This is a genomic window from Microcoleus sp. AT8-B5, from assembly GCF_036705565.1.
Taxonomy (GTDB): Bacteria; Cyanobacteriota; Cyanobacteriia; order Cyanobacteriales; family Microcoleaceae; genus Microcoleus.
Window position 1 is genome coordinate 1 of sequence record NZ_JAUBUY010000070.1, and the last position, 25,077, is coordinate 25,077.

Sequence of the window (25,077 nt, forward strand, 5' to 3'; positions counted from 1 at the left end):
TAAAATCTAAAATCTAAAATCTAAAATCTAAAATCTAAAATCTAAAATCTAAAATCTAAAATCTAAAATCGATTGACCTCCCAAGCTAGCCATCTTGCAAGGAATAAAATTACTCTATCACTTTTTAAACACTTAATTCCTTAAATCAATATAAATATAGTTGACATAATTCCTACTTTGTGAATGATAAAATTAGTGAAAATTAGTCAAAAAAACTCCGACCTCCCAAGCTAGTCCTGTAGGTCGGCGGAGCATTCTATCAAACCTGCGATCTGAGAAATAAGTAAATTTTGATAGAGATTTACATTTTATTGAGCTGCGATCGCAATTCTTCCAACTCAGCATCAATCACCGGGCTCGACTCCGAGCTACTAGCTGCTGCCGTTTTACCCGCTGCAGGCAATTGACCTTGAGACACAGAACCCCCGGTAAGTTGAGCTTTCATCTGAGCCAACTCGTCGTCAACATCACCGCCGCTTTCAAGCAAGCGGAACTGTTCCTCTAAATTGCTGCCGCCGGCGGCGAGTTCTGCCGAAGCCCCCGCGCGAGCTTCAATCTGCAAAACTTTTTCTTCCATGCGATCGAAAGCTGCCATTGAACTGCCAGTATTCAGGGAGCCAATGGAATTGTTGAGCTGTTCCTGAGCTTTAGCAGCGGATATCCTCGCTTTGAGCATATCCTTCTTAGTCTTAGCTTCGGAAATTTTGCTCTCCAAACCGATCAAGTTGCGCTTGAGACTTTCCACCTGAGCCGATTGCTGATCCAGACTGGCTTTCAGGGTAGCCGCCGTTTCAGCGTGAGACTTTTTGCGAACTAGCGCTTCCCTGGCCAAAGTCTCGTCTCCTTTTTGCAGGGCTAGCTGAGCGCGCTGCTGCCACTGGTTAGACTGAGATTCAGCTTGATTGTACTGAGTCTGGGTACGCTTTTGAGTGGCGATCGCGCTGGCAACGGCCTGACGCAACTGCACCAAGTCTTCCTGCATATCCGTAACAGACTGTTCTAAAATCTTTTCCGGGTCTTCAGCTTTGTTGACCAGATCGTTAAGATTGGCTTTGACGACTCGGCTAATGCGGTCAAATAATCCCATAATGCTATTTTTCCTGGGTGAGGTGTACGAAGTAGGCGGAAAGCAGGCTTGATAGCCCTAGCCCGCAGTTGTGAAATTCACTCTGGTCAGATTTTTAGTGCGATTTAGTTTTTGGCAATTTTTGCAGACAGATAAATCCAGTTTAAAGCGATCGAGTAATGTGATGCAGGCAAGCTTATTCATGCACCTACCTCTTGAGTTTAACTTCGATCCGGGAATTCCCCAACAGGCTTCGAGCCATCTCTAGCTAGGCTGTTGAGAAGTTTTTGCTCGTCCCGACTCTTGTTCTGTTGTCTGGGGTTCAGGATGCGGGCGGCTCCCTCGACGGCAATTTGGGTGTATTGTTGCCCGGAAGCATTTGTGCTTTCATCGCCGCCAACTCGGTATCCACATCGTCGGCGCCTTCGAGAGAGAGAAACTTCTTTTCTAAATCATTAGTTCCGAGTTCTGCGATTGCTTCGGAGCGAGCTTCTAGCTCCATGACTTTCTCTTCCATCCGTTCAAACGCGCTCAAAGCGCTGCCGGTACTGAGATTGCCCATCATTTCTTGCAGCCTTTCCGACGATGCGGCCGATCGAGCTCGGGCAATGTACATATCTTTTTTAGATTTTGCCTCGGAAATTTTACTTTCGAGCGTCCGCATATTTTCTTTAAGTTTAGTCACAACAGCCGATTGCTGATCCAGACTGGCTTTCATCGCCGTTGCCGTTTCTTGATAAGATTTCTTGCGCGTCAGAGCTTCCCGCGCCAAATTTTCCTCGCCTTTTTGCAAAGCTAGCTGCGCCCGCTGATGCCATTCTGCTGCTGTAGACTCAGCTTGGGAGCACTGGCGTTCAGTGCGTTTTTGAGCTGCAATCGCTCCTGCCACAGCTTGTCTGAGCTGCACTAAGTCTTCCTGCATATCCATTACAGCCTGTTCCAGAATTTTTTCTGGGTCTTCGGCAGCGCCGACCAAACTGTTAATATTGGCTCGAATCACTCGCCATAGGCGATCGAATAATCCCATTTTGCCAGTCTCCCAATTTTAAACTTTAGAATTAAGACAGAGAAATCACCATTAAAAATTAAAAATGAATACTCATCAATCGTCTTTTTAATTTTTAATTGTGAAATTTTAATTCCCTCTAAGTTAGGTCGTCATGATTATTTTTAGGATGGGTAGGGCGCGAGCATTACCCATCAAAACTGAGCAAATGTTGGGTGAAGCGAAACCGAGGGTTCGTGCCTCGGCCCAACCTACTCCCCGATCATTAGTTTAATTGTCTTTGCCTAATTTATGGTTGATAGTATTGTGGCTTCACCCCTTTTTCTTGGAGTTCTTTCACCAAACGTTCTGCTGAGGCAGCATCGTTCAAAGCCCCCATTTGGATCTTGACACCCTTTGAGAAGTTCCGCACGTAGGCATCGGGAACTGCGGTTCTGGCTTGCTGCAGCGATTTTTCGTCGGTGTAATCGGTGACAACGTAATAGAAACCGTCGGCGGCCCGTGCAGGTCTTCCCAGCGGGGGTGTGGCGGCTGGGGATGCGGCGGCTGGGGATGCGGCGGCTGGCTGGGCTGGGGATGCGGCGGCTGGGGATGCGGCGGCTGGCTGGGCTGGGGAGGGTGTTGGAGGCAGTGTCGGCAGTGTCGGCACTGGCTGGGCGGCGCTGGGGCTGGGAGTGGGAAGCAAAGCCGTGCTCAGATTGTTGAGTCCTTGTTCCCTGCCTCTGGCCGGGTTGCCGTCTTCTGTCGGAATCGGCACAGCCGCGCCCGGGCCCGGAGGCGCTGGCGGAGTTGGCGGGATTGATGCTTTTGGTGACGGGGAAGGAATCGGGCTGACTGTCGGCTTGACATTGCTGAGAGTGCTCAAATCTAGCTCGACAAATTCCTTGGATACCAGATTGGGAGCTTTCGGTAGTTCCTTGGTGCTGGTATCAGAGATGGCAGTAGAGGCGCGACTGTTGCTGGGAGAGGGTGAGGTGCGATCGAGCAAACGGTTCAGGCCGGCAATCTTAACTAGATTTGACGGGTACATGACTGCGTAGCCCAAAGCTGTGCATGACAGCAAAAACAGCAGCATCGAACTCAGTCCCAAGGGAGTTAACAAACTGGCGGCTAAACTGCGTTCTACTGTAGGCTCAGCTTTTGACTCGTCCAAACTTTCGATCAGTTTTTCGCTTGATTCGAGATACTTGTTGGGTGCGAAGGCACTGCTAGATAATTTTGTGCCACCCCTGGTAGTTGCTAGCGGGGCATCGCCCTGAGTGCCGGCAAGGGATAGCGGCAGCGATAGGGGCTGCTGGGTTTCCTCCGCAGTCTCCGGCGCCAAATTTTGGGCTAGCTGTTGCTCGGTTGTGGCTGTTTGCTTGCCGGTACGAACTGAGGGCGACACCCACTGTTCGGCGCGCCTCCTGTGCCTTCTGTATGTTGTCAGTTCTGCTTCTAGGTTTACATCTAGACTCCCCAGGACTGCTTGCAAAGCAGGGTTGATTGGGGTTGAAGAGGATTGATGATTTGGGGATTCAACCGAAGAACGCTTACTCATTAGCAAAACTCCTACCGCCTCTGAATTAATTTTAATATTTTGATTGTAGAGATAAACAAGAAGGTTGAAAACTTGCCTATTTTATGATTAGCTACTTTTGGCGTCAATGCAACAGGGGCCCGATCGCCGGCAGCTATTTTTCATTTTCATTTGAAAACTTAATTGTTGCTGTTTCCCGGAGGCTGCTTACCGACACTCTCAGCCAATTTTTGTATCCTGAGCTACCGCTTATTTGTGACCTTTCATACTCCTTGGGTATTTGTACTTTTTCTTGATCCCTAACGCCTTTATAAACTTTTAACCTATGTTTTTACCTATACAATGAGCAAGCACCGAGCTAATTGTTTCTATATATAACGAGATTATAAATAAATTATAAAATTTAATTATGCTTTGGGGATCGCTACAACCCAGACAGCATAAAGGTTGGGATGCTCTAAGGCAGACTAGCTCTGCAAGGGACAATTAGAGATGAAAATGATTTCCCTAAGAACTTTTATGCAAACCTCATTAACTTCACCTTTAACTTCAGCTTGTGGTCACTGCCGTCACTATACCCCTGAAGGCAGACGCGGGGGTGTTTGCGCTTTATTAGGCGGGCCGATTCAAAGTCACTGGAAAGCTTGTGCTTTAGCGGTTTCGCCTTTTAGGTCATCTTGGGAAAACATAGAAGAAATTGGACTGTGGCCAGAATCGACTCTGACGCTGCAGGATGCCACCGTCACTCTTTCTGAGCGCAATGCCTGCCAGCTTACAGGCACAACGTTAACCGAAAAATCCGCTGCAGCAGTCTCAGTTTAGTTCGTCGGCTGCCCTGCTGCTCATACCATTTTCGATTTTCGATTTTCGATAGGGGAATCACCGATCATTATCATGGTTTGCATCTGGCAAAGCAGTTTCATTCTTTTTTGGCAACAGGTATCAATACTGACACTTTTGGACGACAGGGTGCATTGGGCTTTACTAACTCAGAAAAATCAGCAGCATCTACTTTAATATGAGCGCATAAAAAAACTGATTTCTCCATCCAGTTATGGCAGCCAAGGATATTGACTAAAATCAGGTTCCCGTTTTTCTAAAAAGGCTTGTTTGCCTTCGGCGCCTTCCTGGGTCATATAGTACAGCAAAGTGGCATTTCCCGCCAGTTCTTGCAAACCGGCTTGACCGTCGCAGTCGGCATTAAAAGCGGATTTCAAGCAGCGAATCGCGATCGGACTTTTTTCGAGAATTTCCGCAGCCCACTGAATCCCTTCTATTTCTAGTTGTTCGACGGGCACGACGCAGTTGACTAAACCCATTTCTAGGGCTTGCTGCGCGCTGTACTGGCGACACAAAAACCAAATTTCTCTGGCTTTTTTCTGGCCGACTACTCTGGCGAGATAGCTAGCTCCGAAACCACCGTCGAAACTGCCGACTTTGGGGCCGGTCTGTCCGAAAATAGCATTGTCAGCAGCGATCGTCAAGTCGCAAATTAAGTGCAGAACGTGACCCCCTCCAATTGCGTAGCCTGCAACTAAAGCAATTACAACTTTGGGCATAGATCGAATTAACTTCTGCAAGTCGAGCACGTTCAACCGGGGTATGCCACCTTCGTCTACATATCCCGCCGAACCCCGCACGCTTTGGTCGCCGCCGGCGCAAAAGGCGTATTTCCCGTCTGTATGAGGCCCCGCACCGGTGAACAGGACAACGCCGATTTTTGTGTCTTCGCGGGCATCAGTAAAGGCATCGCACAGTTCCAGAACTGTTTTGGGACGGAAAGCGTTCCGTTTGTGAGGTCGATTGATGGTAATTTTGGCGGTGCCACCACTTTTGTGATAGAGAATGTCTTCGTAGGTTTTGGCGGTTTGCCATTCAATTTGCATAATCAATCAATTTTAGATTTGACACCAAGCTGGGTCTATCAAGGCAGCGACAAGTCGCTTTTAGATTTTAGAGGCATTCGGTTCAATGGGATACAAGGGTCGATCGACTCTTGCAAAAAAAAAATCAAGCGGGACTTAGGCCGAAACCAGGTTTTTGAGCAACATACGCCGTGCAGCGCTCTTGGTAGGTAAGAGCGCCCAATTCCCATCTCCAATGGAAACAGCGTCAAATCCTCGAAATCCTCTCTCACTACTTTGTACTGCCCAAAAATTTATAGGGGCTGGATTATTGGCGGAGTAAAATACTCAGCAAGTGCTTTGCTGCTTTGCCAAATACCGGATCGCGGGACTCAAATTCGCTGGGATCGAGTAAAGCTTGAACTTCGGCAAAAGCTTCTGAGTCGAGGGTTCCTTCTTTAGTAAATAAAGTGTCTATGACTGCAATGTGTCGGGAGTCGAGGCCGAGCCGATTGGCGATCGACTGTAAGTACATTTGCTCCCGCAGGTCGATGTGTCCGTCGGCCGCTGACATTTCGTAGCCGGAACCGATGAGCAACAGTTTTTCTGATTCTGAGAACAAAGCTGTCAGGGTTAGCAATTCCGTGGGGTTGAAGTAAACCTGCTGTTTCGATACTCCTTTGACAAGGCGCTGAATTAGTTCTACCCGATCGCGGTCGCCGCTGGCAAAGGCTTTGAGAGTCTTTTGCAGCCGTTCTTCTTCTTCAACTGCGATCGTCCTGTCAATAATCATCACTCCGCGCAGGATGGAAATCAGAGCCGTCAGAAACACTACCAAAGGAGTGATATCTTGTTCGCGCAGCTTTTGCCGACTAATGCGGCACAACAGCTCAACAATTTCAGTGGTAATCGTAGTGGTGTCCATAATTAAAGACTCTCGATTAAGCTGTAATGTAACTTTCTTTATCGATCTTAAGTTTTTCTGTTACTTAGGGATGACGTGAATTATAAAGCTGAGCCGTTGTCTATTAGTGAGACTACTTATTTTATTCACAAACGTTGGATGACTAGGGCTGTGGAACTGGCGCAAGCAGCGGGTGATGCTGGTGAAGTACCTGTGGGTGCTGCCATTGTTGACGGTACTGGCAAATTGATTGCCGAAGCGCAAAATCGGCGAGAGCGAGATTGCGATCCGACTGCTCACGCTGAAATCTTGGCTTTGCGCGCGGCAGGCAAAGTTTTGCAAGACTGGCATCTCAAGCAATGCACGCTCTACGTAACGCTGGAGCCTTGCCCGATGTGCGCGGGTGCGATCGTCCAAGCTCGGATTGGTTTGCTGGTATACGGAGCAGATGACCCGAAAACTGGCACGATTCGGACTGCCGCTAATATTCCCGATAGCGCGCATTCGTGTCACCGCTTAGAGGTGCTCGGCGGTATTATGGAGTCTGTTTGCCGCGATCAGTTGCTTTCTTGGTTTGAAGCGCGCCGGAAAAATTAACAGGTAAAATTTTTTACTCTCTTCGGGGCGATGTTTAATTGAAATTGATCCTTTAACTGAAATAATAGATCCGTAATTGCCCGATCAAGCTTTCCAGGCGGCCGACTGCTCTGCATTAGTGCTGTCCGGTTGGCTGAGGTTTTACCTGTGACAGATTATCTCTTGCGGGCGCGATCGCTCGATCGGCACAAGGCCAATAGCAAAACTGTCCCGATCCAAAAACTAAAGATTTGACCAACACCTTACTTTAGACTTTATATCTCGATCAAGCAGTCCAGTAAATCATCTCTAGTGAAGCCAATGCCTGCCAAGGTAGCATCTAATACCTCTCGCGTTTCTCCTTGGTTAACCTCCTTGCTCTATCCGCTAGGTCACTATGTTGTCCTACCGTTTCATTTTGGCAAGATTGAGATAACCGGACAGGAGCACTTGCCGAAAGACGGGCCTGTCATCTTAGCCCCTACGCACCGCTCCCGGTGGGATGCCCTGATGATGCCCTATTCAACGGGACAGAAGGTGACTGGACGCGATTTGCGGTTTATGGTAACTGCTGATGAGGTCAAAGGACTGCAAGGTTGGTTCATCAGACATTTGGGGGGGTTTGCTGTGGATCTCAAGCATCCGGCAATTGGCAGTCTCCGTTATGGGGTGGAATTACTCCTCGACAAGGAAATGTTGGTGATTTTTCCCGAAGGCGGTATTTTTCAGGATGGCGAAGTTCATCCGATTAAGCCGGGATTGGCGCGTTTGGCAATGCAAGCAGAGTTGAGCAAACCGGGTTTGGGGGTGAAAATTGTACCGATGAGTATCCGCTATCGCCCGCGGATTCCTCAATGGGGTGCTCAGGTAAAAATTGCGATCGGTTCTCCGATTTCCGTGGCGGATTATGCCCATGGTGGCGGTGGTAAAAAAGAAGCACGATTGTTGACAGCCGATCTCGAAATGGCTCTTAAAAAGCTTGATGAAAGTTGAGAAGGAAGAAGGTTCGGCAACGGATTTTGTAACGGATGTAAAGGATAGAAGGAAGAAGGAAGTTCGGCAACGGATTTTGTAACGGATGTAACGGATGTAAAGGATAGAAGGAAGAAGGAAGAAGGAAGAAGGAAGAAGGAATTATGATATAATGTTTTCCGGTGCTGTGGAGAGATGCAGCACTTATTTCGCTGCTTTGTTATGTCTGTATTAAGTGTGAGCATTAATGGATTGTGCTTTGAACTTTAAGCCGGGTCAAATTGTCAGTTTAGAATGTGGAGATGCGTGCCTGCATTCAGAGGTGATCCAAGTGGTTGAGGCACGTCAAATTTGTTGGGTGCGCCCTTTAATGTTAGTTGTATTACTGTCAGGGAAGGATTTATCGGCGCAATGGTCGGAAGACTACACTTTATCCGATTTGCGGGATGGTGCTGATTTGCTGTGGCCGCTGAGTTTGTTCCGGGCTGCGCTGGATACTGAGGTGATTTCGCTGTTGACTCAGTTGCAGTCTCTGGATGCTGAGAAAAAGGATGGTGCGATCGCATCTCGGCAACTTAGAGATTTTGTCGATCGAGTTTGGGAAGCTTTTCCCAGTGCTTTTCATTAATCAGATATCTGGCGTTTTGTCTATTAGTCCGCCAGGGGTTGAAAACCCCTGTCTAATAGCTAAAGCCCTCTTGGATAGAAGTAATACCCTCTTGATTCTTCAGTCCGCTTGGAGTGGACTTCGTTTGTCTAGAAGCGATTTCACTCGCCCGATTTTCTTTTCGCTTTTCGCGGACTATTCTACTAAAATACCGCGTGTGAAAGTTCTTCCGGGTTGAGATTATTGTGAATAACTTTACCGTCGCGGAACCAGACAACGCGGCGAGTTTGACGCGCTACTTCGGGTTCGTGCGTTACCATCACAACAGTCATGCCGCTTTCGTTGAATTCTGTAAAAATATCCATTACTTCTTGAGTAGTTTTTGTATCCAATGCACCTGTAGGTTCATCAGCCAGCAACAACACGGGACGGTTGACAATAGCCCTGGCGATGGCTACCCGCTGCTGCTGTCCTCCTGATAGTTGATTTGGTCTGTTTTGCAGCCGACTTTCCAGCCCTACTTTTGTTAAAGCGTCTACTCCCCGTTCCCGTCTTTCTGCTGCGGGAATGCCGGCATAAACCATCGGTAACATGACATTTTCTAAGGCGGTCAATTGAGGCAACAGGTGAAATTGTTGGAAGACAAAACCTAATTTTAGATTGCGAATTCCGGCTAATTCTGATTCGGGCATTTGGGCGACATCTACGCCGTCTAAGTAGTAACTGCCGCTCGTAGGTCGATCGAGACAGCCGATAATATTCATAGCTGTAGATTTGCCGGAACCCGATGCGCCCATAATCGAGCAATATTCTCCTTGTCTTACCGTCAAGCTGACGCCGTTTAAGGCGCGAACTTCGAGGTCGCCAATCCCGTAAACTTTTGTTACATCTTCCAGACCGACAACAACTGGCTTTGAGAGGACTTGCGGGTCGAGGTCTTGGTATGTATCGGTTTGTAGTTCAGGCATTTTTTTTCTGTGCGATCGACACAACTAACTACTAACTTAACACTTCTTATCGGTTTTGGCGGCGGTCGTGGCGATCGTTTGGACGCTAATTTTAGTATCAGGCGTCAATCGATTTTAGATTTTAGATTTTAGATTTTAGATTGAAGCATTGACAAGGCCCAAAAACGGATACAAGCTCCCGACTTAAGTCGTGGAAAGATAAAAATTTTAGACCCTAGTTCAAGCTCCCAGATTTATCTGTGGGGTAAATCTAAAATCTAAAATCTAAAATCTAAAATCGACTGACTTGCGCGAGATAAATTAGGGGGGAAAGTTTCATCGGATACAGGTTTTTTATCTCTGGGTTCTGAGTCTCCGAAGGAATGAATCTAGGGGCTTGTATTCTGGATGCTTTCGGTCATTGCAAATGCACCGGAGTAGAGTGAACCAATCCCGAAGAATGGAGATTGCTTCGCGACTTTAAACAAGTGGGACAAATTGTAATTATGGAACTTACACAAAGGTGGTGAGAAACCTGGTTTTTTCACGAACATCATTCGCTACAGCGCGCATAAACCATAAAAAACCCGGTTTCTGTGGTCTTGATGCGTAAGCCCTAAATTCAACAATAGAGCTCTTGCAAAAATGCTGAGACCCCTTCCCAACCCTCCCCGAAGTCGCGGGGAGGGAGCCTAATTTTTCTTGCTTCCCCCCTTAGCAAGGGGGGACTGAGGGGGGTGTTTTTGACCTTTGCAAGAGGTCTAATTTGTCGCTTAAATGCTCTCAGGATCGATGTTCAATTCGCGCAGTTTTGCTGCCAAACGTTCGGCTCTTTGAGCTTCTTGTTCGGCACGCTGGCGGTTTAATTCCCCCTGTTCCTCCAATTCCGCATAGGAAAGAAACCTTTGTCCATCGGGTCGATAAATTTCTAACCCAGCTTCGCCCAACTCAAATCGTACTCCCAATCTCGGACTTACCCAGCCCTCCATCGGCTCAATTATTTCTAAGTTTCCTTCAATTCTTTGCCAACCGCTCAAATCGTTGCTTTCGGGATCGTAAAGGTAATATTCATCGACTCCATAGCGATTGTAAAATGAAAGTTTTTTGTACATCTTGGTTTGTCTGTCGTTGTGAGAGCGAATCTCAAAGGCAACTTGGGGAGCAATATTATCTTCGTTAAATTGCAGGTAGGAACGTCGATCGCCTTTTGGTCTGCCAAATATTACCATGACATCCGGTGCTTGAGAAATGTCTGGTCTACCTTCAACTGGATACCACAGTAAATCGGCTGCTACAAACACGTTTGGGTCGTTTTTAAACAGCGATTCGCAACCTTCTTTGATTTTGACGATTAATTTGTATTGAATTGTGCTATCTGCCATTGGTTGACCGTCGCTGCATGGATAAATAATTTGTTCGGTCGTGACTTGCATGGTGGTTGTCTCCGAGAACTATAATTAGCTATTTCCTCATCTGCCGCAGAAAAAAAATTTACATTTTTATATGTTTCTTGTCGGTCGCTTGTGCTATAGTCTAATAATGGGAGTGTGAGCAATTTTAAAATTAATGCAAATATTCCTATTATTAAATAATACCTCAGTAAGCGCAAAAAGTAAAGTAGTTGACCCCAAAAAAAACAAAATTTTTTTGAGATATCATTAAGAAAAGTAAAGCGTAAAATTGGTAAGTGGGCGATAAGAAGGTACAGACAATTATGACATACGACTACGACTTGTTTGTGATAGGTGCGGGTTCCGGCGGATTGGCGAGTTCCAAGCGAGCAGCATCCTACGGCGCAAAAGTGGCGATCGCCGAAAATGACTTAGTAGGCGGAACCTGCGTAATTCGCGGCTGTGTCCCCAAAAAACTCATGGTGTACGCCTCCACATTTTCGCACCTTTACGAAGATGCGGTGGGCTACGGTTGGAGTCCAGTAGAAAGCAGCTTTGATTGGGAAAAACTTGTCACCACGGTAGACACAGAAGTGCGCCGACTCAGCAAACTGCACATCAGCTTTCTTGAAAAAGCCGGAGTCGAATTAATCTCAGGATACGCCAAATTTATTGACCCCCATACCGTCGAAGTTGGTGACAGAAAAATCACCGCCGCCAAAATCTTAATTGCAGTGGGCGGTGAAGCCCATCGCATTGACATTCCCGGTATCGAACACGCGATTACTTCCCGTGAAATCTTCTTGCTAAAAGAGCAGCCAAAACGCTTAGCAATTTGGGGCGGTGGCTACATCGGCGTCGAATTTGCCTGCATCATGAACGGGTTGGGAAGCCAAGTAACTCAAATCATCCGGCGCGATCAAATTTTGCACTACTTCGACGCAGAAATTCGCGCCAACGTGCAAGAAGGAATGATTAAGCACGGAATCGAATTTTTGACAGAAAGCTCGATCGCACAAATTGAGAAAACCCCAGAAGGTTTAAAATTAACTCTGTCGGGAAAATCTGAAGGAACGCTAATAGTAGACGCCCTGTTGTGCGCTACCGGGCGCTTACCAAATTTAGAAAAATTGGGTTTAGAAAATGCGGGGGTAGAAACCGATAAAGGTGCGATCGCAGTTACCAAAGACAGCCGCACCAGTCAGCCCCACATTTTTGCAGTGGGAGATTGCACCAACCGCATCAATTTAACGCCAATTGCGATCGCCGAAGGCCGCGCTTTTGCAGATACTGAATTTGGTAATAACCCCAGATCGATCAGTCACGAAAATGTTGCATCAGCAGTATTTTCGCAGCCGGAAGCAGCTACAGTTGGCTTAACAGAAGAGGAAGCTAAAGCCAAGTTTCCCGAATCAATTAAGTGCTATACAGCCAAGTTTAGACCCATGTTTCATTCTTTGACAGGTGCAGATGAGAAAACTTTTGTCAAGTTAGTTGTTGAAACTAATACTGACAGAGTTTTGGGTGTGCACATGGTTGGGAAAGACGCGGGCGAGATTATTCAAGGAATGGCGATCGCGGTTAATATGGGGGCTACGAAGAAAGACTTCGACGCGACTATTGGCATTCACCCATCGACTGCTGAAGAGTTTGTGACTCTGCGGTAAAGCGGGGGAAGCAGTCAGGGGTTTAAACCCCTGGCTAATAGCTAAAGTCGGTTGAAACTGAAATCTTGCACCAATCTCAATAAAGGGCTATTGGTGGGGTTGGGGCGGGTTTATTTAACCTATCTGCAACCGGAGAGGCTGTTGGCGAACCCGCCCCTACAGGTAATTGCGAATGGTGCAAGATGTGAGTTAAAACTGACTGAAGAACAACATTCTTAAAAATCTTTAGGGGCGGGTTCACCAATAGCTTAAACAGATACCCAAAGAGTCAAAAACCGCCCCCACCCCGCGATAAATTCCTTTATTTATATTGGTGTAACATCTCAGTTTTAACCGACTGAAGAGTAACATTCTGATTTTTTGTATAGCAGATTAATGAGTAATTCAACCAAACAAAACAAAATTTTAGCATTCTATCTCGGTCAGCAGCCTGATTCTCAAGGTCGGGCGATCGAGGATATTTGGTCGTGGGATTACCAGAAGCTGGAATCCGTGCACAATTACATTCAATGGCTGTTTCCGCTGAGAGAAAAGAGTCGCTTTAATTCCAGTGCTCCAACTTTAAATGATGAGGTAATTAAAGCTTTTAGAACAAGTGAAGAGTTGAGAAGTCGCTTATTCAAATCTCTAAAAGTCATGCTGGCGTTTTACGGGTTGGAATGCCGCGAAGGGGAAAACGCAGAAATTGTAATTGCCAAATCTGCAGAATATTTGTCAAGAAAAAGACAGTGGATAGAAAAATTTAATCACAACTATTTGCGGCTGACTAGGATTCTCACAAGTTTAACAGAGTTGGGATTAAAAAAATATGCTTTGGCTCTTTTCAAATGTTTAGATGATATCTATAATGAAGACCAAAAAAGTATTGGTTTAGAAACTTATACTTATTGGAAAAATGCTGTAAATCGTTAGAACTCACATCTTGCATTATTGTTAAGAACGGGCTCTTCGGCCCGTTCCACAATAAAATTGAGTTTTGTGGAACAGGTCTCTTGCCTGTTAGGGGCGGGCTAGAAGCCCAACCTTTACTCCCCACAAGAAAATTTATTTAATTTTTGTGGAACAGGCCGGAAAGCCTGTTACTGACATTGGTGCAGTTTTCCACCCCAAGCGGATTCATGCTCAAAATAAAATTTTAAATGATTTGAACCTTTTTCGCGATCGCCCTGTCTAAACACTTCAGATAACGAACTGGTGGGGGAGACTTCACAGGTGTTAGCTGTGTCAGCCAATGTTTTAATCGATGACTGTTCCGACTCGGACTTAGTTGCTCAATGTTTAAAGGGCGATCGCACTTGCTTTCGCTACCTTTACCAACGCTACCAACTCAAAGTCAGGTCAACCCTTTACCAACTCTGCGGCCCCTCGCTTCTTGACGATTTAGCACAAGAAGTATTCCTGCGAGTCTGGAAAGGATTGCCCAAACTCAAGCACCAGGAAAACTTTTCTACTTGGCTTTATCGAATCACTTGGAATGTGGCTTCCGACCAAAGACAAGCATTTGCTAAACAGCATTCTTTTGACTCCCAACTCAAAAATCAAGAAACAATGGATCGGGTTATTCTCAAAGATAACACATCGGACTTGATGCAGTTGCACTATCAAGATTTAGTGCAGCGCGGACTGGAGCAATTGAGCTTTGAACACCGCAGCGTTTTGGTGCTGCACGACTTAGAAGACATCCCGCAAAAAGAAGTAGCCCAAATTTTGGGACTGCCTGCGGGAACTGTCAAATCTCGCGTGTTTTATGCCCGAAATGCTGTGCGGCAATTTTTGCAAAAAGAAGGTGTCAGCGAGCTATGAATAACCCAAGCAGCGACCAAGAGTTAGTTAATTTCTTGAAGCAACATCGCGCCAATATTCCTGAAGCTGCACCAGATTTAGAGCAAAAAATTCTAGCAGCAATAGAAACTAATCAGGCGAGCCTTCTTAATGAAAAACACCGGGAAAAAAGGCGAGTAACTACGTCACCTAAGTCTCATGACAGGTTAAAAATATCATCTGTTTCTAAGTGGGCTGTGTCGTCTGCGATTGCTGCTAGCCTGCTACTTTTTTGGTCTGGCTACCGTCCGTTTGAGACTGCACAATTACCAGATGAGGAAACAGCTAACTTAGAAGCATTTTTAGTGACTAACTGGGAGGGTGTACTCCATGACTCTCCCCAAGAAACTATGACCGATCGCCCGCCAACAGACTGGTTGAATTTCCCTGTTTCCTCGGAAAGCGAACCGCCAACAAATAAGTAATATCAAAGAGGTAATTTTCATGTCAATTCGTCGTATTTCTGCCCTAGCCGTTTTAATGCTGACTCTCGGCAGCACAGCCGCAGCAATAGCAGTTCCTAATCCTTTAGAACCGGAAACAATTGCCCAAAATCAGCGACCAAATCGACCCGCTGGCAAGGAAGGCGGGATGTTTGAGCAACTGAATTTAAGCGCTGACCAAAAGCAGCAAATGCAAGCAGTTCGCGATCGCTACAAAGACCAACTTTCCCAGCGAATGCAAGCAGTTCGCCAAGCCCGACAAGAATTGGACACGATGATGTCCGGCACGGCAAATGCCAGCGAAATTCGTGAAAAACACCGTCAAATAATGGGATTGAGACAGCAGTTTGAAGAGGTGCAATTTGAAAATACACTCGCAATGCGAGAAGTGCTCACGCCTGAACAGCGCAGCCAATTCGCTCAACTGATGCAGCAGCGCCGACAAAATGCTAAAAACCGGATGCAAAACCGTCAAAAACCGCAGTAATAGTGCCATTTTGTTCACGGCTTATTAGAGCCCCGACTTCTTAAAGAAGTCGGGGCTGTGGGTGTTATAATTAATATTTGTTGTTAAATATCAATTACTGAATGAATTTAAAAAACCATTCGAGTTACATTTATTTACACGGATTTGCATCAAGTCCCGATTCCCTTAAGGCAAGATATTTCCGAGATTGCTTTTCGTCCCTAGAAATTGACCTAAAAACTCCCGATCTCAATCAAAACGATTTTTCCGGTCTCACCCTCACCCGCCAGTTGCAGCAAATAGAAACAGAATTTTTGCAAACCGCTAATTCGATATCCTCCCCATCGGCAGATAAGGAACAATTAGGGGGAGTTACAATAATTGGGTCTAGTTTTGGGGGGCTGACAGCGGCTTGGTTGGCCCAGCGACAATTGTCAGTAAAACAAATAGTTTTGTTAGCACCGGCTTTTCAATTTATCTCCCACTGGCTGCCGCTGTTGGGACAGCAACAGTTAGAAAAGTGGCAGTCGGAGAAATATTTGCCCGTTTACCACTACGGCGAACAAGGTTATCTGCCGCTGAATTATCAGTTTTTGGCAGATATGGCTCAATACCCTGAAGAAAAATTAATGCGGTCAGTCCCTACGTTAATCCTTCACGGCCAGCATGATACAATAATACCGATTCAAGCTAGCAGAGATTTTGCCGCTAACCGTCCCTGGGTGCAATTAATCGAATTAGAAGACGATCATTCTTTGGGAAATGTCCTAGCGGAAATTTGGGAAGCGATTCAAAAGTTTTGCCAATTCAAAAATTAAAATTTGACCAACTTGCAAGTCTTAACAATCAAATGACTCAACAAGATCGATCGACTCGCACCTTAGCCGTTGACATTGGCGGAAGTGGCATAAAAGTTATGGTTTTGGACAATGAAGGCGAGCCCCAAACGGAACGCAGCCGTTTAGAAACGCCTCAACCACCGAAACCGGAACCCGTATTAGAGGCGATCGCCTCTTTAGCAAGCGGACAAGGGGAATTTGACCGAGTATCCGTCGGTTTTCCCGGCGTCGTGCGTCTAGGCGTCATCAAAACCGCAGTGAATTTAGATCCGTCTTGGATAGATTTTGACCTAGAAACTACCCTCAAAGATCGCTTGGGAAAACCTGTGCGAGTGGCTAACGATGCCGATATTCAAGGATTGGGAGCAATTGCTGGGACGGGGGTAGAATTAGTAATTACCCTGGGCACCGGTTTCGGTTCTGCCTTATTTGTCGATGGTATCTTGGTGCCAAATCTAGAATTAGGACATCACCCGTTTCGCAAAGGGGAAACTTACGAACAGCAATTAGGGCGATCGGCATTAGATACAGTCGGTTCCAAAAGATGGAATCGCCGTTTGGAAAAAGCGCTCACCTATCTGCAAAATCTCTTTAACTGCGATCGCATTTACATCGGCGGCGGCAATACTAAAAAGATTGCTGTTGAGTTACCGCCGCAGGTTAAAATAGTACCAAATGTGAGCGGTTTATTGGGCGGGATTGCTTTGTGGCGTGATTGAATAAACAAACTTTGTGACCAAAATACCCAAATATATCAAAGAAACCGGATTTGTTACTCGGATTAAAGGCAATAATCCAGTCTTTCGGTAAAAAACCCGGTTTCTGAATCCACGACGGTTGATTTGGTTTTTTGGCTGGTGCGATGGCAGTTTAAAAAATTATTCGCCCATCGGATCGCGGTAGCGTTTGGGTTCATCCTTGCGAAAGAGATTCGCCAAACCGAGGATGCCCAACAAACCCAAAGCACCCCAATGATTGTTGTCTTCCTTGCTTTCTTGAAGGGGAGTGGTGTCTAGAATAACTCGATTAGAATCAGTATTGTTCTGTGCCGGAGCTGAGTCCGTTTGAGCCCAGGCAGGCGCTGAAGGGAGAATCGCCACACTCAAAGCTATGAGGGTAGCGGCGGCACTTTTAGATATATCGGAAGGCTTGACTTTCATACTTGGTTTCCACATATTAGCAGTTACTTTCTAAGAATAATCACTTGGCCGCAGCCGACGCATCAATCGATCGACAGAAACTCAATTCCTTCTCTCCTCTTGCTTTCGAGATAGAACAAGCTCTATGCTAAGTTCAGATGCTTCTAAGCAGATAATCTAAAATAAAAAGTCGTAAATTATACCATGCTTCCCTTTATCCGAAAAGAGTTAGCCGAACTTACCGCATACACTCCCCATCCGGGCGGCACATCAGGAGAACCAGCGCACTCGGAAAGTGCGATCGATCGCCTTGATACCAACGAGTGCCCCTATGACTTGCCAGAAGAATTAAAAAAAAAGCTAGCTTGGACTTACCAGCAGTTAATTGAGACAAATCGCTATCCCGACGGAGGCCACGCAGCGCTCAAAGAGGCGATCGCCCAATACGTCAATGAATCCCTAAATGTCCCCCCCAACAAGGGGGGGCTAGGGGGGGTTACAGTGCCAAAAACCGCCATTACAGCCGACAATATTTCTGTGGGTAACGGTTCCGACGAACTAATTAGATCCATCTTAATAGCTACTTGCTTAGGCGGTACAGGCTCTATTTTCGTTGCGAATCCCACCTTTTCGATGTATGGAATAATCGCCCAAACCCTCGGAATTCCCGTTGTCAGTGTTCAGCGGAAAGAGGAGAATTTTGAAATCGATATCGAGGCGGCTAAAAGGGCCATAGCCCAAAATCAAAATCCCCCCGTGCGCGCCGTCTTTGTCGTTCACCCCAATTCGCCCACAGCCAATGCTTTGACAGCAGATGAAATAAAATGGTTGTCAAACTTACCCGAAGAGATATTAGTAGTAATTGACGAAGCCTATTTTGAATTCAGCCAAAATACTTTAGCAGACCAATTGCACCATCACCCGAATTGGATAATTTTGCGGACATTTTCCAAAGCATTTCGACTAGCATCAATGAGAGTCGGATATGCGATCGCCCATCCCGAACTTACAGCCGCCTTAGAAAAAATTCGCCTCCCCTACAACCTTCCCAGTTTCTCGCAAACTGCAGCCGAGTTAGCCCTAGCGCAGCGACAGTTATTGCTAGCAACCATTCCCGAAACTCTATCAGAAAGAGCAAAATTAATTGCAGCCCTAACTCAGCATCAAAAATTGCAAGTTTGGCCGAGTGCGGCTAACTTTGTTTACCTGCGGGCGAAAGCCGGCGAGGGCGAATCTGCCGAACAGGAACACAAACAAATCATGCAGCAGCTAAAAGAGGGAGGTACTTTAATTAGGCATACTGGAGGAGGTTTGCGAATTACGGTGGGTAGCCCGGAGGAAAATCAGCGGACAGTCGATCGCATAGGAGAAATTTTTGACAAGTCATAATATTCGGTATCCCGTTTCTGCTTAACACAAAAATAACTTGGGAGAAGATATATATGCTTCAAGGAAAGGTTTTACGGGTTGCTCGTCCAACGGATTACCTCGATCGAGTTGTTCATTTCTACACAGAGGGTTTAGGGCTGCAAATCCTCGATAGTTTTGAAAACCATGAAGGTTTTGACGGAGTAATGGTTGGGATGCCAGGAGAAAGCCACCACTTTGAATTCATCCATCAACGGGGACATATTGTAGGTGGCGCTCCAACTCAAGACAATCTTATCGTCTTTTACCTTCCTAACCACCAAGAATGGCAGCAGGTTGTTGAGCGAATGAAAGCAATGGGATTTGAGCCTGTAAACTCCTACAATCCCTACTGGGACAAAGATGGAGTGACCTTTGAAGACCCAGATGGCTATCGAGTAGTTTTGCAGAATGCCGAGTGGAGCTTGTAGCAGCGCGATCACACCATAAGGTATCTACACCAATTTATAACTGATCATTTCCTTGCCGCGCCGCCCGAAGGGTTTGAGGAAATACGCCTACTAAAAGTGCCAAAGCTTCATCGGGAATTTGTGCCACCGTTTCCGAATCCAAATATTGTTCAAACTGAGTTAAAACCATGTGTGCGCGTTCCAAAGCTGTAGGCTTTGCCGTTAACTGTTCCATTAACCGCACCCACTGCCGCCGAATTCCCAAAGCTTTCTGTATTTCTTGGGGAGAGTGAGGGCAAACCAAACAAAAATCGCCCACGGGAATAGCCTGCACAGAGTCAACATCAAAAGCGCCCCCAACGGCAGCCCCAGGCCCGGCAAACTCCGCGTGGAAACGTTTAATCAAAATTAGGCCGTTCCGGCGACGGCTATCTACCATCAACAGCTTGCCGCTGTTGATTTCTGCGAGAATGTCAGAGGAGTGGGGGTGTTCTGTCAAATCTGTGCCAAGGTTTCGATGTCGCAAGTCCGGGTCAGCAGAAAGGCCGAGGGGGACAATATAATTAGAGGTAAGATTAGAGCTGGTTGAAGTATCAATTTTTTTCTCCTCCCGCTGCCGATCGAGATTATTCATTTAAAGTTATAAATTAATACTGTCACAAGGTGGTAGTTTGAGCGCGATCGAATATCAAATGCAGGTAGAACAAGCAGTAGATACCCTGAAAGCGGATCTCCCGACGCTTTTTGAGAAAGACATCTCCTACGACATCTACACAAAAGATGTTTATTTTCAAGACCCTGTTAACAAATTTAAAGGAAAAATCAACTATCGCATTATCTTTTGGACTCTGCGATTTCACGGGCAGCTATTCTTTAACGAGATTTTCTTCGACCTGCACGACGTAGGTCAGACAGCCCATGATAGTATTGTGGCAAATTGGACTGTTCGCGGCACACTGCGGGTTCCCTGGAAAGCTCGGATTTTTTTTAACGGCTACTCTACTTATAAACTGGACAAAGACGGCTTAATTTACGAACATATCGACACCTGGGACAGAGAACCCGGAGAGATTTTAAAGCAGTTTTTCCGCAAGGGAGAGGAGGCGACCCAAGTATAAGCCAAAAAGGTCGATCGCGCCTCGCCATCAGAGCCAGCAACCGAATTAACTTATAATGGCTAAAATAATCATCATCCCTCCGATTCATTTTCTGCTATTTGTAAATTGCTAAAATGATTGTCGCCGTTGATGGATTTTCTGCTATTTGCACTCCTGAAAAATCTCATGGCTGATATTGTCCAGACTGCCACCAATGCAGACTCTTTCAAAACACCCGTGACTGTTATTGAAGCGGCTGGTTTGTTAGATTTATTGCAAACACCGGCACCTTATACCAGCATTGCTTGCAGCATAATCAAACTTGCGGCATCTCTAGATTTAGTAGGGTGATTATGGGCGCACCTTACATTTTAAACTAGAGAAATTACGCAAGTGTCACAATTAGTAAGGTGGGTCAGATCCCAAACCCTCGATCATCCGTCCATCAATCGGTCTGACGCACCCTACAAGTCGATTGAATCGTGACACTTGCGTAATTGCTGAACTAATTATCCGAACCTAAAATCAATCCCGATCGCGCCGGCAGCATCAATTCTAAAAGGCGAGTTTTCCCGTCACCTTTCCAAACAAACTCGCCTTTACCGAACAGCAATTTATCGTGAGGAGATTTCAAACTAGCTGGCTCAAAGCTAATATTAGCTTCTTCGGTCGCGACATTGACAGCAACAACTATTTCCTCATCCCCCAAAATTCTGGCAAAAACGTAAACCGTTCCCTCAGCAAACAGAACTTGGTACGATCCAGTGCGGAGGGCAGCGTATTTGTGCCGCAAAGCTATCAACTGCTTGTGATAATCTAAAACATCAAGTTCCCAGCGAGCTTGTAAGGGGAAACCGCGGCGAGAATCGGGATCGAGAGCACCGGGCAAACCAACTTCATCGCCGTAGTAAATGCTAGGAGCTCCGGGAAAAGTTAACAGCAGCAAAGTTGCGAGTTCGACACTAGCTTTATCGCCTCCTGCAATTGTTAACAACCTCGCAGTATCGTGACTGGCCAACAAATTAAGTTGAGTTAGCTGTATGGGCCACGGGTACATTTCCAAAACCTGCTGAATTTTGTCGCCGTACTCTTTAGCAAAAAGCGGCGGATAGGGATGGTAAGCACGGCCTTCAATTTGAGTTAAATCAACCCTGTCCCCCGCTGCAAAAGCAATAGTCGGTGCAGCAAAAAGATAATTCATCACCCCGTCAAATTGAGTACCGTCGAGCCATTCTGTCGCATCTTCCCAAACTTCCCCCACAATGTAAGCTTCGGGATTAACTGCTTTAACTCGGTCTCGAAATTCCTGCCAAAATCCCGGAGTTTTAATTTCAAAAGGAACGTCCAGCCGCCAGCCATCGACGCCGAATTTAATCCAATATTCGGCGATTTCCATGATGTATTCTCGCACTTCTGGATTGTCGTGATTGAATACAGGAAGGGCTCGATTCCCATCCCAACCGGCATAATTAGCAGGAAAATTGCCGTCGTAAGCAGATAGCGGCCAACCTTCAATTTTAAACCAATCGAGCCAAGGAGAACCGGGGCCGTTTTCGAGGATGTCGTGGAAGAAGAAAAAGCCGCGGCTGGCGTGGTTGAATACGCCGTCGAGGACGATTTTGATGTTGCGATCGTGAGCGGCGTCTAGAAGCTCTTTAAAAGCCGGATTGCCACCCAACATCGGATCGACTTGATAGTAGTCGTGGGTGTGGTAGCGGTGATTGCTGGCCGACTGAAATATGGGGGTGAAGTAAATTGCGTTAATTCCTAAGTCTTGCAAGTAGTCTAGCTCTTCCATCACGCCCCACAAGTCGCCCCCTTTGTAGCCTTGCAGGGTGGGGATTGCGTGCCATTCTTCCCACATGAAGTTTTGCAGCATGCGTTTGCGAGGCTGTTTGCTTTTGGCGAAGCGATCGGGGAATATTTGGTAGAATACGGCGTTTTTAACCCAGTCCGGCGTTTGAATTTGCATACACTTTTTCTAGCTTTTACCGCTTAGGCTACAGTAGCAGAGGTTTCTAGGGTATCTAACTTTTGGTAGAGAATAGACATTTTCTCCCTTTTTGTCGATCGACAAATTGTAAAAAATCACACAAATTTGCAGTCAATCTAAGATGGAAAACTGACTCTACCTAGCAATTTATCGTCCCGACGGGCAGCGCTTCTTGAGTGCTGTGGACTCGGACAAACTCAGGTAACAGAAACGCCCGCTAAAAAAACCGGATCACTCACATTCAAGCAGAACCATGCGAGGAAAGGATCACACAGAGTGTCAATCGATTGCGCGATTTTAGATTTTAAATTTTAGATTTTAGAATTGAAGCATTGACTTGCGCGAGATAAATACGTTCGGCAAGTTACATAGGATACAGGTTTTTTATTTCTGGACGGATGAATCACGTGGCGGGTATCCTGGATTTTCGGTCAGCGGGCGTGGCAGTGAGATCGACTACCTGCCTTAAAAAAGAACAACAGCGCCATGAGCCTCGATCGAGAAATTATGAAAACGGGGAATTTACCCAACAAACTTGTTATTAACAGCCAAAACCCCGAACCTTATTCTTTCCTTAAACTGCCGTTATTTATTGAAAGGTATTTTAACTCACAACTCAAAACTTTTTAAATATCGATTATGGATTGATGGGTATTTTAACTCACCACTCAAAACCCCTAACTCCAGCCCCGCACACAATCCAACTCTTCTAAACCGGGTTTTATAACTCTTATTGAGGGTTTGAAGAAGTATTTGGATTAAACAACCCGGTTTCTGTGTAAGCGACTCAACTCATAACTCAAAACTCAAAACTTCCTTGCTCCCCCCCCTTGTCAAGAAGCCCTCACCATCCGACACTGTACTTGGAGAGTTAATCGACCCTAGGGAGAAAGTTCCTTGAAAAAAGTTTTAGCCATCATCCTCGGTGGCGGTGTAGGCACCCGCCTTTACCCCCTAACCAAATTGCGAGCCAAACCCGCAGTTCCCCTCGCAGGCAAATATCGCCTCATCGATATTCCTCTGAGCAACTGCATCAACTCGGAAATAGTCAAAATCTACGTCCTCACGCAATTCAACTCGGCATCCCTGAACCGTCACATTGCTCGCACCTACCAGTTTTCCGGCTTCACCGAGGGATTTGCGGAGGTTCTCGCCGCCCAGCAAACTCAGGAAAACCCCAACTGGTTTCAAGGGACAGCCGACGCAGTTCGCCAATATCTCTGGCTGCTAGAAGAGTGGGACGTTGACGAATACTTGATTCTTTCGGGCGATCACCTCTACCGCATGGACTACCAGAAGTTTGTGCAGAGACACCGCGAAACCAATGCCGATATCACCCTCTCGGTTTTGCCTATGGACGAGAAGCGGGCCTCGGATTTTGGTTTGATGAAAATAGACGACAACGGCCGCATTGTTTCTTTCAGCGAAAAGCCAAAAGGCGATGCGCTCAAACAAATGCAGGTCGATACTACTAAACTGGGACTGACAGCGCAGCAGGCTCAGGAAAGTCCTTACATTGCTTCGATGGGGATTTACGTCTTCAAAAAAGAAGTTCTGATTAAACTTCTGAAAGAATCTCCCAACCAAACTGATTTTGGTAAAGAGATTATTCCGAATAATGCCAAAGACCACAACGTTCAAGCTTATTTGTTTGACGATTATTGGGAAGATATCGGAACCATTGAGGCTTTTTACGATGCTAACTTGGCTCTGACCAAACAGCCTCAGCCGCCTTTCAGTTTCTACGATGAAAATGCGCCGATTTATACTCGCCCGCGTTTCTTGCCGCCGACTAAGCTTTTAGATACTCACGTGACGGAATCGATTATTGCTGAAGGCTGCATTCTCAAACAGTGCCGGATCGACCATTCTGTGTTGGGAGTTCGATCGCGCATTGAAGCTGGATGTACAATTCAAGACACCCTGGTAATGGGTGCTGACTTCTACGAACCCGACGCCGAACGGCATTCGAGTTTGGACAACGGCGGCGTCGCCCTCGGTATCGGTGCAGATACTACAATTCGCCGCGCGATTGTGGATAAAAATGCCCGCATCGGCCGCAATGTTCAAATAATTAATAAAGACGGAGTGGAAGAAGCCAACCGCGAAAACCAAGGTTTTTACATCCGCAGCGGCATTATCGTAGTCCTGAAAAATGCCACGATTCCTGATGGAACTATCATTTAGTTATTAGTCATTAGTCATTAGTCGTCAGTCATTCGTTTTTTAAGTTAAAATCTGTTACCTGCTTTTCAAGTGACTGATGATAAATAAGTAAATTAGTGACAGATCACCAATGACCGATGACTGATGACTGATGACTAAATTCATTCTTTTTTTTGTTGATTATTAATTCCCACCACTGATGCGAGTTTGTCTAAATACTTGACTTTATTCAAAGGCTCGCGTATTAATAAGCGAGAGTCTCTGTTACTGTCTGCCGCGATACAGATATGTCCGATCGCCTGCGTCTAGCGAATAGCTTATGATTCTTGTATTTGCGCTGGTAGCACGACTGACAAATGCGCTGCCCGTTTCTGAGTACCACAGCACTCTCGGAACTATCTTTCCAATCGTCGCAGCAGCCACAAGGCCAACTTAGCAAATAATTCATAATGTTAGCACCCTAGTAGCGTTAAAAGCTTATCGCTATACTATTCTATCTTAATGTTTTATAAAAATGTGTGATTTAGCTAACAGACAGCAAAGAAATTATGTTATATTAGTTGGATTTAAATCTATTCAGAGGTTGTAAAAATAAAATTTTATAGGACGGATCTGGGGTGAATAAAAAATATCTAGGAATTTTGTGGAAGAACGGCGCAATTTAGGGTATTATATAGTCACAATTTAGAAACCAGATTTGACCGAACTTGCTGATGAAAACCTGCTAAGGAATGAGAATTAAATAACTTTCACTCTTGAAAGTGGGATGGGCGTCCCGCCCGTCCTTTTTGGACGGG

28 protein-coding genes are annotated in these 25,077 nt (G+C 46.0%); 17 read left to right on the top strand and 11 right to left on the bottom strand.

The window, feature by feature from the left end; translation table 11 throughout:
* Window positions 1–301 precede the first annotated feature (301 nt).
* Window positions 302–1,087 carry a PspA/IM30 family protein gene (locus tag QUB39_RS28000; protein WP_333057772.1) on the bottom strand — a complete coding sequence of 262 codons (786 nt, stop codon included), beginning with the start codon at window positions 1,085–1,087 and terminating at the stop codon, window positions 302–304.
* A gap of 70 nt (window positions 1,088–1,157) precedes the next feature.
* Between QUB39_RS28000 and QUB39_RS28005 the strand changes: the two genes are divergently transcribed.
* Window positions 1,158–1,334 (top strand): hypothetical protein, encoded by a 177-nt coding sequence (locus tag QUB39_RS28005; RefSeq protein ID WP_333057771.1) that lies wholly within the window; start codon window positions 1,158–1,160, stop codon window positions 1,332–1,334.
* Window positions 1,335–1,388: 54 nt separating this feature from the next.
* Here QUB39_RS28005 and QUB39_RS28010 read toward each other — a convergent pair whose 3' ends face one another.
* On the bottom strand, window positions 1,389–2,093 hold the full coding sequence (locus QUB39_RS28010; RefSeq protein ID WP_333212416.1) for a PspA/IM30 family protein: 705 nt from the start codon (window positions 2,091–2,093) through the stop codon (window positions 1,389–1,391).
* 268 nt (window positions 2,094–2,361) lie between these two features.
* Entirely contained in the window at window positions 2,362–3,612 is a 1,251-nt protein-coding gene (locus tag QUB39_RS28015; protein ID WP_333212414.1) for a hypothetical protein, read from the bottom strand.
* Window positions 3,613–4,110: 498 nt separating this feature from the next.
* Between QUB39_RS28015 and QUB39_RS28020 the strand changes: the two genes are divergently transcribed.
* Window positions 4,111–4,413: a hypothetical protein gene (locus QUB39_RS28020; protein ID WP_333057768.1), complete on the top strand. Its 303-nt coding sequence runs from the start codon at window positions 4,111–4,113 to the stop codon at window positions 4,411–4,413.
* A gap of 230 nt (window positions 4,414–4,643) precedes the next feature.
* Here QUB39_RS28020 and menB read toward each other — a convergent pair whose 3' ends face one another.
* Both menB and QUB39_RS28030 read right to left on the bottom strand, forming a co-directional pair.
* Complete coding sequence (menB, locus tag QUB39_RS28025) at window positions 4,644–5,477, bottom strand: 1,4-dihydroxy-2-naphthoyl-CoA synthase (RefSeq protein ID WP_333057767.1); 834 nt, start codon at window positions 5,475–5,477, stop codon at window positions 4,644–4,646.
* Window positions 5,478–5,763: 286 nt separating this feature from the next.
* Window positions 5,764–6,360: a TerB family tellurite resistance protein gene (locus QUB39_RS28030; RefSeq protein ID WP_333057766.1), complete on the bottom strand. Its 597-nt coding sequence runs from the start codon at window positions 6,358–6,360 to the stop codon at window positions 5,764–5,766.
* Window positions 6,361–6,435: 75 nt separating this feature from the next.
* Here QUB39_RS28030 and tadA point away from each other — a divergent pair, with 75 nt between their 5' ends.
* The 3 genes from tadA to QUB39_RS28045 all read left to right on the top strand — a co-directional run bounded on the left by tadA (window position 6,436) and on the right by QUB39_RS28045 (window position 8,515).
* Window positions 6,436–6,936, top strand: coding sequence for a tRNA adenosine(34) deaminase TadA (gene tadA, locus QUB39_RS28035; RefSeq protein ID WP_333057765.1), 501 nt, complete (start codon window positions 6,436–6,438; stop codon window positions 6,934–6,936).
* Between the two features lie 300 nt (window positions 6,937–7,236).
* A complete protein-coding gene (locus QUB39_RS28040; protein WP_333057774.1) occupies window positions 7,237–7,908 on the top strand; it encodes a lysophospholipid acyltransferase family protein in 672 nt (223 codons plus the stop codon).
* Window positions 7,909–8,134: 226 nt separating this feature from the next.
* Entirely contained in the window at window positions 8,135–8,515 is a 381-nt protein-coding gene (locus tag QUB39_RS28045) for a hypothetical protein (protein WP_333212411.1), read from the top strand.
* Between the two features lie 182 nt (window positions 8,516–8,697).
* Here QUB39_RS28045 and QUB39_RS28050 read toward each other — a convergent pair whose 3' ends face one another.
* Both QUB39_RS28050 and QUB39_RS28055 read right to left on the bottom strand, forming a co-directional pair.
* The gene (locus QUB39_RS28050) at window positions 8,698–9,462 is read right to left on the bottom strand and encodes an ABC transporter ATP-binding protein (RefSeq protein ID WP_333212409.1); all 765 of its coding nucleotides are present in this window, start codon (window positions 9,460–9,462) and stop codon (window positions 8,698–8,700) included.
* Window positions 9,463–10,214: 752 nt separating this feature from the next.
* Complete coding sequence (locus tag QUB39_RS28055; RefSeq protein ID WP_333057762.1) at window positions 10,215–10,874, bottom strand: Uma2 family endonuclease; 660 nt, start codon at window positions 10,872–10,874, stop codon at window positions 10,215–10,217.
* Between the two features lie 281 nt (window positions 10,875–11,155).
* On the opposite strand from QUB39_RS28055, the gene gor reads away from it, so the two are divergent.
* From gor to QUB39_RS28090, 7 genes are all read left to right on the top strand, one after another.
* Window positions 11,156–12,499 (top strand): glutathione-disulfide reductase, encoded by a 1,344-nt coding sequence (gor, locus tag QUB39_RS28060; protein WP_333057761.1) that lies wholly within the window; start codon window positions 11,156–11,158, stop codon window positions 12,497–12,499.
* Window positions 12,500–12,874: 375 nt separating this feature from the next.
* Window positions 12,875–13,411 carry an opioid growth factor receptor-related protein gene (locus QUB39_RS28065; RefSeq protein ID WP_333212406.1) on the top strand — a complete coding sequence of 179 codons (537 nt, stop codon included), beginning with the start codon at window positions 12,875–12,877 and terminating at the stop codon, window positions 13,409–13,411.
* Between the two features lie 300 nt (window positions 13,412–13,711).
* A complete protein-coding gene (locus QUB39_RS28070) occupies window positions 13,712–14,302 on the top strand; it encodes a sigma-70 family RNA polymerase sigma factor (protein WP_333057759.1) in 591 nt (196 codons plus the stop codon).
* Window positions 14,299–14,745: a hypothetical protein gene (locus QUB39_RS28075; protein ID WP_333212404.1), complete on the top strand. Its 447-nt coding sequence runs from the start codon at window positions 14,299–14,301 to the stop codon at window positions 14,743–14,745. Before QUB39_RS28070 ends, QUB39_RS28075 begins: the two co-directional genes overlap by 4 nt.
* A gap of 19 nt (window positions 14,746–14,764) precedes the next feature.
* Window positions 14,765–15,250 carry a Spy/CpxP family protein refolding chaperone gene (locus QUB39_RS28080; protein ID WP_333057757.1) on the top strand — a complete coding sequence of 162 codons (486 nt, stop codon included), beginning with the start codon at window positions 14,765–14,767 and terminating at the stop codon, window positions 15,248–15,250.
* 101 nt (window positions 15,251–15,351) lie between these two features.
* Window positions 15,352–16,047 (top strand): YqiA/YcfP family alpha/beta fold hydrolase, encoded by a 696-nt coding sequence (locus QUB39_RS28085; RefSeq protein WP_333057756.1) that lies wholly within the window; start codon window positions 15,352–15,354, stop codon window positions 16,045–16,047.
* 32 nt (window positions 16,048–16,079) lie between these two features.
* Complete coding sequence (locus QUB39_RS28090; RefSeq protein WP_333212401.1) at window positions 16,080–16,787, top strand: ROK family protein; 708 nt, start codon at window positions 16,080–16,082, stop codon at window positions 16,785–16,787.
* 159 nt (window positions 16,788–16,946) lie between these two features.
* On the opposite strand, the gene QUB39_RS28095 is transcribed toward QUB39_RS28090, so the two are convergent.
* On the bottom strand, window positions 16,947–17,228 hold the full coding sequence (locus QUB39_RS28095; protein ID WP_333057754.1) for a WGxxGxxG family protein: 282 nt from the start codon (window positions 17,226–17,228) through the stop codon (window positions 16,947–16,949).
* Window positions 17,229–17,411: 183 nt separating this feature from the next.
* Between QUB39_RS28095 and QUB39_RS28100 the strand changes: the two genes are divergently transcribed.
* Complete coding sequence (locus QUB39_RS28100; protein ID WP_333057753.1) at window positions 17,412–18,596, top strand: histidinol-phosphate transaminase; 1,185 nt, start codon at window positions 17,412–17,414, stop codon at window positions 18,594–18,596.
* A gap of 53 nt (window positions 18,597–18,649) precedes the next feature.
* Complete coding sequence (locus QUB39_RS28105) at window positions 18,650–19,045, top strand: VOC family protein (protein ID WP_333057752.1); 396 nt, start codon at window positions 18,650–18,652, stop codon at window positions 19,043–19,045.
* A gap of 34 nt (window positions 19,046–19,079) precedes the next feature.
* Here QUB39_RS28105 and QUB39_RS28110 read toward each other — a convergent pair whose 3' ends face one another.
* Window positions 19,080–19,658: a hypothetical protein gene (locus QUB39_RS28110; protein ID WP_333057751.1), complete on the bottom strand. Its 579-nt coding sequence runs from the start codon at window positions 19,656–19,658 to the stop codon at window positions 19,080–19,082.
* A gap of 58 nt (window positions 19,659–19,716) precedes the next feature.
* Between QUB39_RS28110 and QUB39_RS28115 the strand changes: the two genes are divergently transcribed.
* Both QUB39_RS28115 and QUB39_RS28120 read left to right on the top strand, forming a co-directional pair.
* Window positions 19,717–20,142: a DUF2358 domain-containing protein gene (locus QUB39_RS28115; protein ID WP_333057773.1), complete on the top strand. Its 426-nt coding sequence runs from the start codon at window positions 19,717–19,719 to the stop codon at window positions 20,140–20,142.
* Window positions 20,143–20,307: 165 nt separating this feature from the next.
* On the top strand, window positions 20,308–20,472 hold the full coding sequence (locus QUB39_RS28120; protein WP_333057750.1) for a hypothetical protein: 165 nt from the start codon (window positions 20,308–20,310) through the stop codon (window positions 20,470–20,472).
* Window positions 20,473–20,626: 154 nt separating this feature from the next.
* Here the strand turns inward: QUB39_RS28120 and QUB39_RS28125 are convergent, their stop codons facing one another.
* On the bottom strand, window positions 20,627–22,093 hold the full coding sequence (locus tag QUB39_RS28125; RefSeq protein ID WP_333057748.1) for a glycoside hydrolase family 13 protein: 1,467 nt from the start codon (window positions 22,091–22,093) through the stop codon (window positions 20,627–20,629).
* A gap of 918 nt (window positions 22,094–23,011) precedes the next feature.
* Between QUB39_RS28125 and QUB39_RS28130 the strand changes: the two genes are divergently transcribed.
* Entirely contained in the window at window positions 23,012–24,301 is a 1,290-nt protein-coding gene (locus QUB39_RS28130; RefSeq protein WP_333057746.1) for a glucose-1-phosphate adenylyltransferase, read from the top strand.
* Window positions 24,302–24,524: 223 nt separating this feature from the next.
* On the opposite strand, the gene QUB39_RS28135 is transcribed toward QUB39_RS28130, so the two are convergent.
* A complete protein-coding gene (locus tag QUB39_RS28135) occupies window positions 24,525–24,728 on the bottom strand; it encodes a hypothetical protein (RefSeq protein ID WP_333212398.1) in 204 nt (67 codons plus the stop codon).
* Window positions 24,729–25,077 lie beyond the last annotated feature (349 nt).

Coding starts and splice junctions, on each gene's coding strand:
- QUB39_RS28000 (WP_333057772.1), bottom strand. CDS start 1,087: ATGGGATTATTTGACCGCATTAGCCGAGTCGTCAAAGCCAATCTTAAC.
- QUB39_RS28010 (WP_333212416.1), bottom strand. CDS start 2,093: ATGGGATTATTCGATCGCCTATGGCGAGTGATTCGAGCCAATATTAAC.
- QUB39_RS28015 (WP_333212414.1), bottom strand. CDS start 3,612: ATGAGTAAGCGTTCTTCGGTTGAATCCCCAAATCATCAATCCTCTTCA.
- QUB39_RS28020 (WP_333057768.1), top strand. CDS start 4,111: ATGCAAACCTCATTAACTTCACCTTTAACTTCAGCTTGTGGTCACTGC.
- menB (WP_333057767.1), bottom strand. CDS start 5,477: ATGCAAATTGAATGGCAAACCGCCAAAACCTACGAAGACATTCTCTAT.
- QUB39_RS28030 (WP_333057766.1), bottom strand. CDS start 6,360: ATGGACACCACTACGATTACCACTGAAATTGTTGAGCTGTTGTGCCGC.
- QUB39_RS28040 (WP_333057774.1), top strand. CDS start 7,237: ATGCCTGCCAAGGTAGCATCTAATACCTCTCGCGTTTCTCCTTGGTTA.
- QUB39_RS28045 (WP_333212411.1), top strand. CDS start 8,135: ATGGATTGTGCTTTGAACTTTAAGCCGGGTCAAATTGTCAGTTTAGAA.
- QUB39_RS28050 (WP_333212409.1), bottom strand. CDS start 9,462: ATGCCTGAACTACAAACCGATACATACCAAGACCTCGACCCGCAAGTC.
- QUB39_RS28055 (WP_333057762.1), bottom strand. CDS start 10,874: ATGCAAGTCACGACCGAACAAATTATTTATCCATGCAGCGACGGTCAA.
- gor (WP_333057761.1), top strand. CDS start 11,156: ATGACATACGACTACGACTTGTTTGTGATAGGTGCGGGTTCCGGCGGA.
- QUB39_RS28065 (WP_333212406.1), top strand. CDS start 12,875: ATGAGTAATTCAACCAAACAAAACAAAATTTTAGCATTCTATCTCGGT.
- QUB39_RS28075 (WP_333212404.1), top strand. CDS start 14,299: ATGAATAACCCAAGCAGCGACCAAGAGTTAGTTAATTTCTTGAAGCAA.
- QUB39_RS28080 (WP_333057757.1), top strand. CDS start 14,765: ATGTCAATTCGTCGTATTTCTGCCCTAGCCGTTTTAATGCTGACTCTC.
- QUB39_RS28085 (WP_333057756.1), top strand. CDS start 15,352: ATGAATTTAAAAAACCATTCGAGTTACATTTATTTACACGGATTTGCA.
- QUB39_RS28090 (WP_333212401.1), top strand. CDS start 16,080: ATGACTCAACAAGATCGATCGACTCGCACCTTAGCCGTTGACATTGGC.
- QUB39_RS28095 (WP_333057754.1), bottom strand. CDS start 17,228: ATGAAAGTCAAGCCTTCCGATATATCTAAAAGTGCCGCCGCTACCCTC.
- QUB39_RS28100 (WP_333057753.1), top strand. CDS start 17,412: ATGCTTCCCTTTATCCGAAAAGAGTTAGCCGAACTTACCGCATACACT.
- QUB39_RS28105 (WP_333057752.1), top strand. CDS start 18,650: ATGCTTCAAGGAAAGGTTTTACGGGTTGCTCGTCCAACGGATTACCTC.
- QUB39_RS28110 (WP_333057751.1), bottom strand. CDS start 19,658: ATGAATAATCTCGATCGGCAGCGGGAGGAGAAAAAAATTGATACTTCA.
- QUB39_RS28115 (WP_333057773.1), top strand. CDS start 19,717: ATGCAGGTAGAACAAGCAGTAGATACCCTGAAAGCGGATCTCCCGACG.
- QUB39_RS28120 (WP_333057750.1), top strand. CDS start 20,308: ATGGCTGATATTGTCCAGACTGCCACCAATGCAGACTCTTTCAAAACA.
- QUB39_RS28125 (WP_333057748.1), bottom strand. CDS start 22,093: ATGCAAATTCAAACGCCGGACTGGGTTAAAAACGCCGTATTCTACCAA.
- QUB39_RS28135 (WP_333212398.1), bottom strand. CDS start 24,728: ATGAATTATTTGCTAAGTTGGCCTTGTGGCTGCTGCGACGATTGGAAA.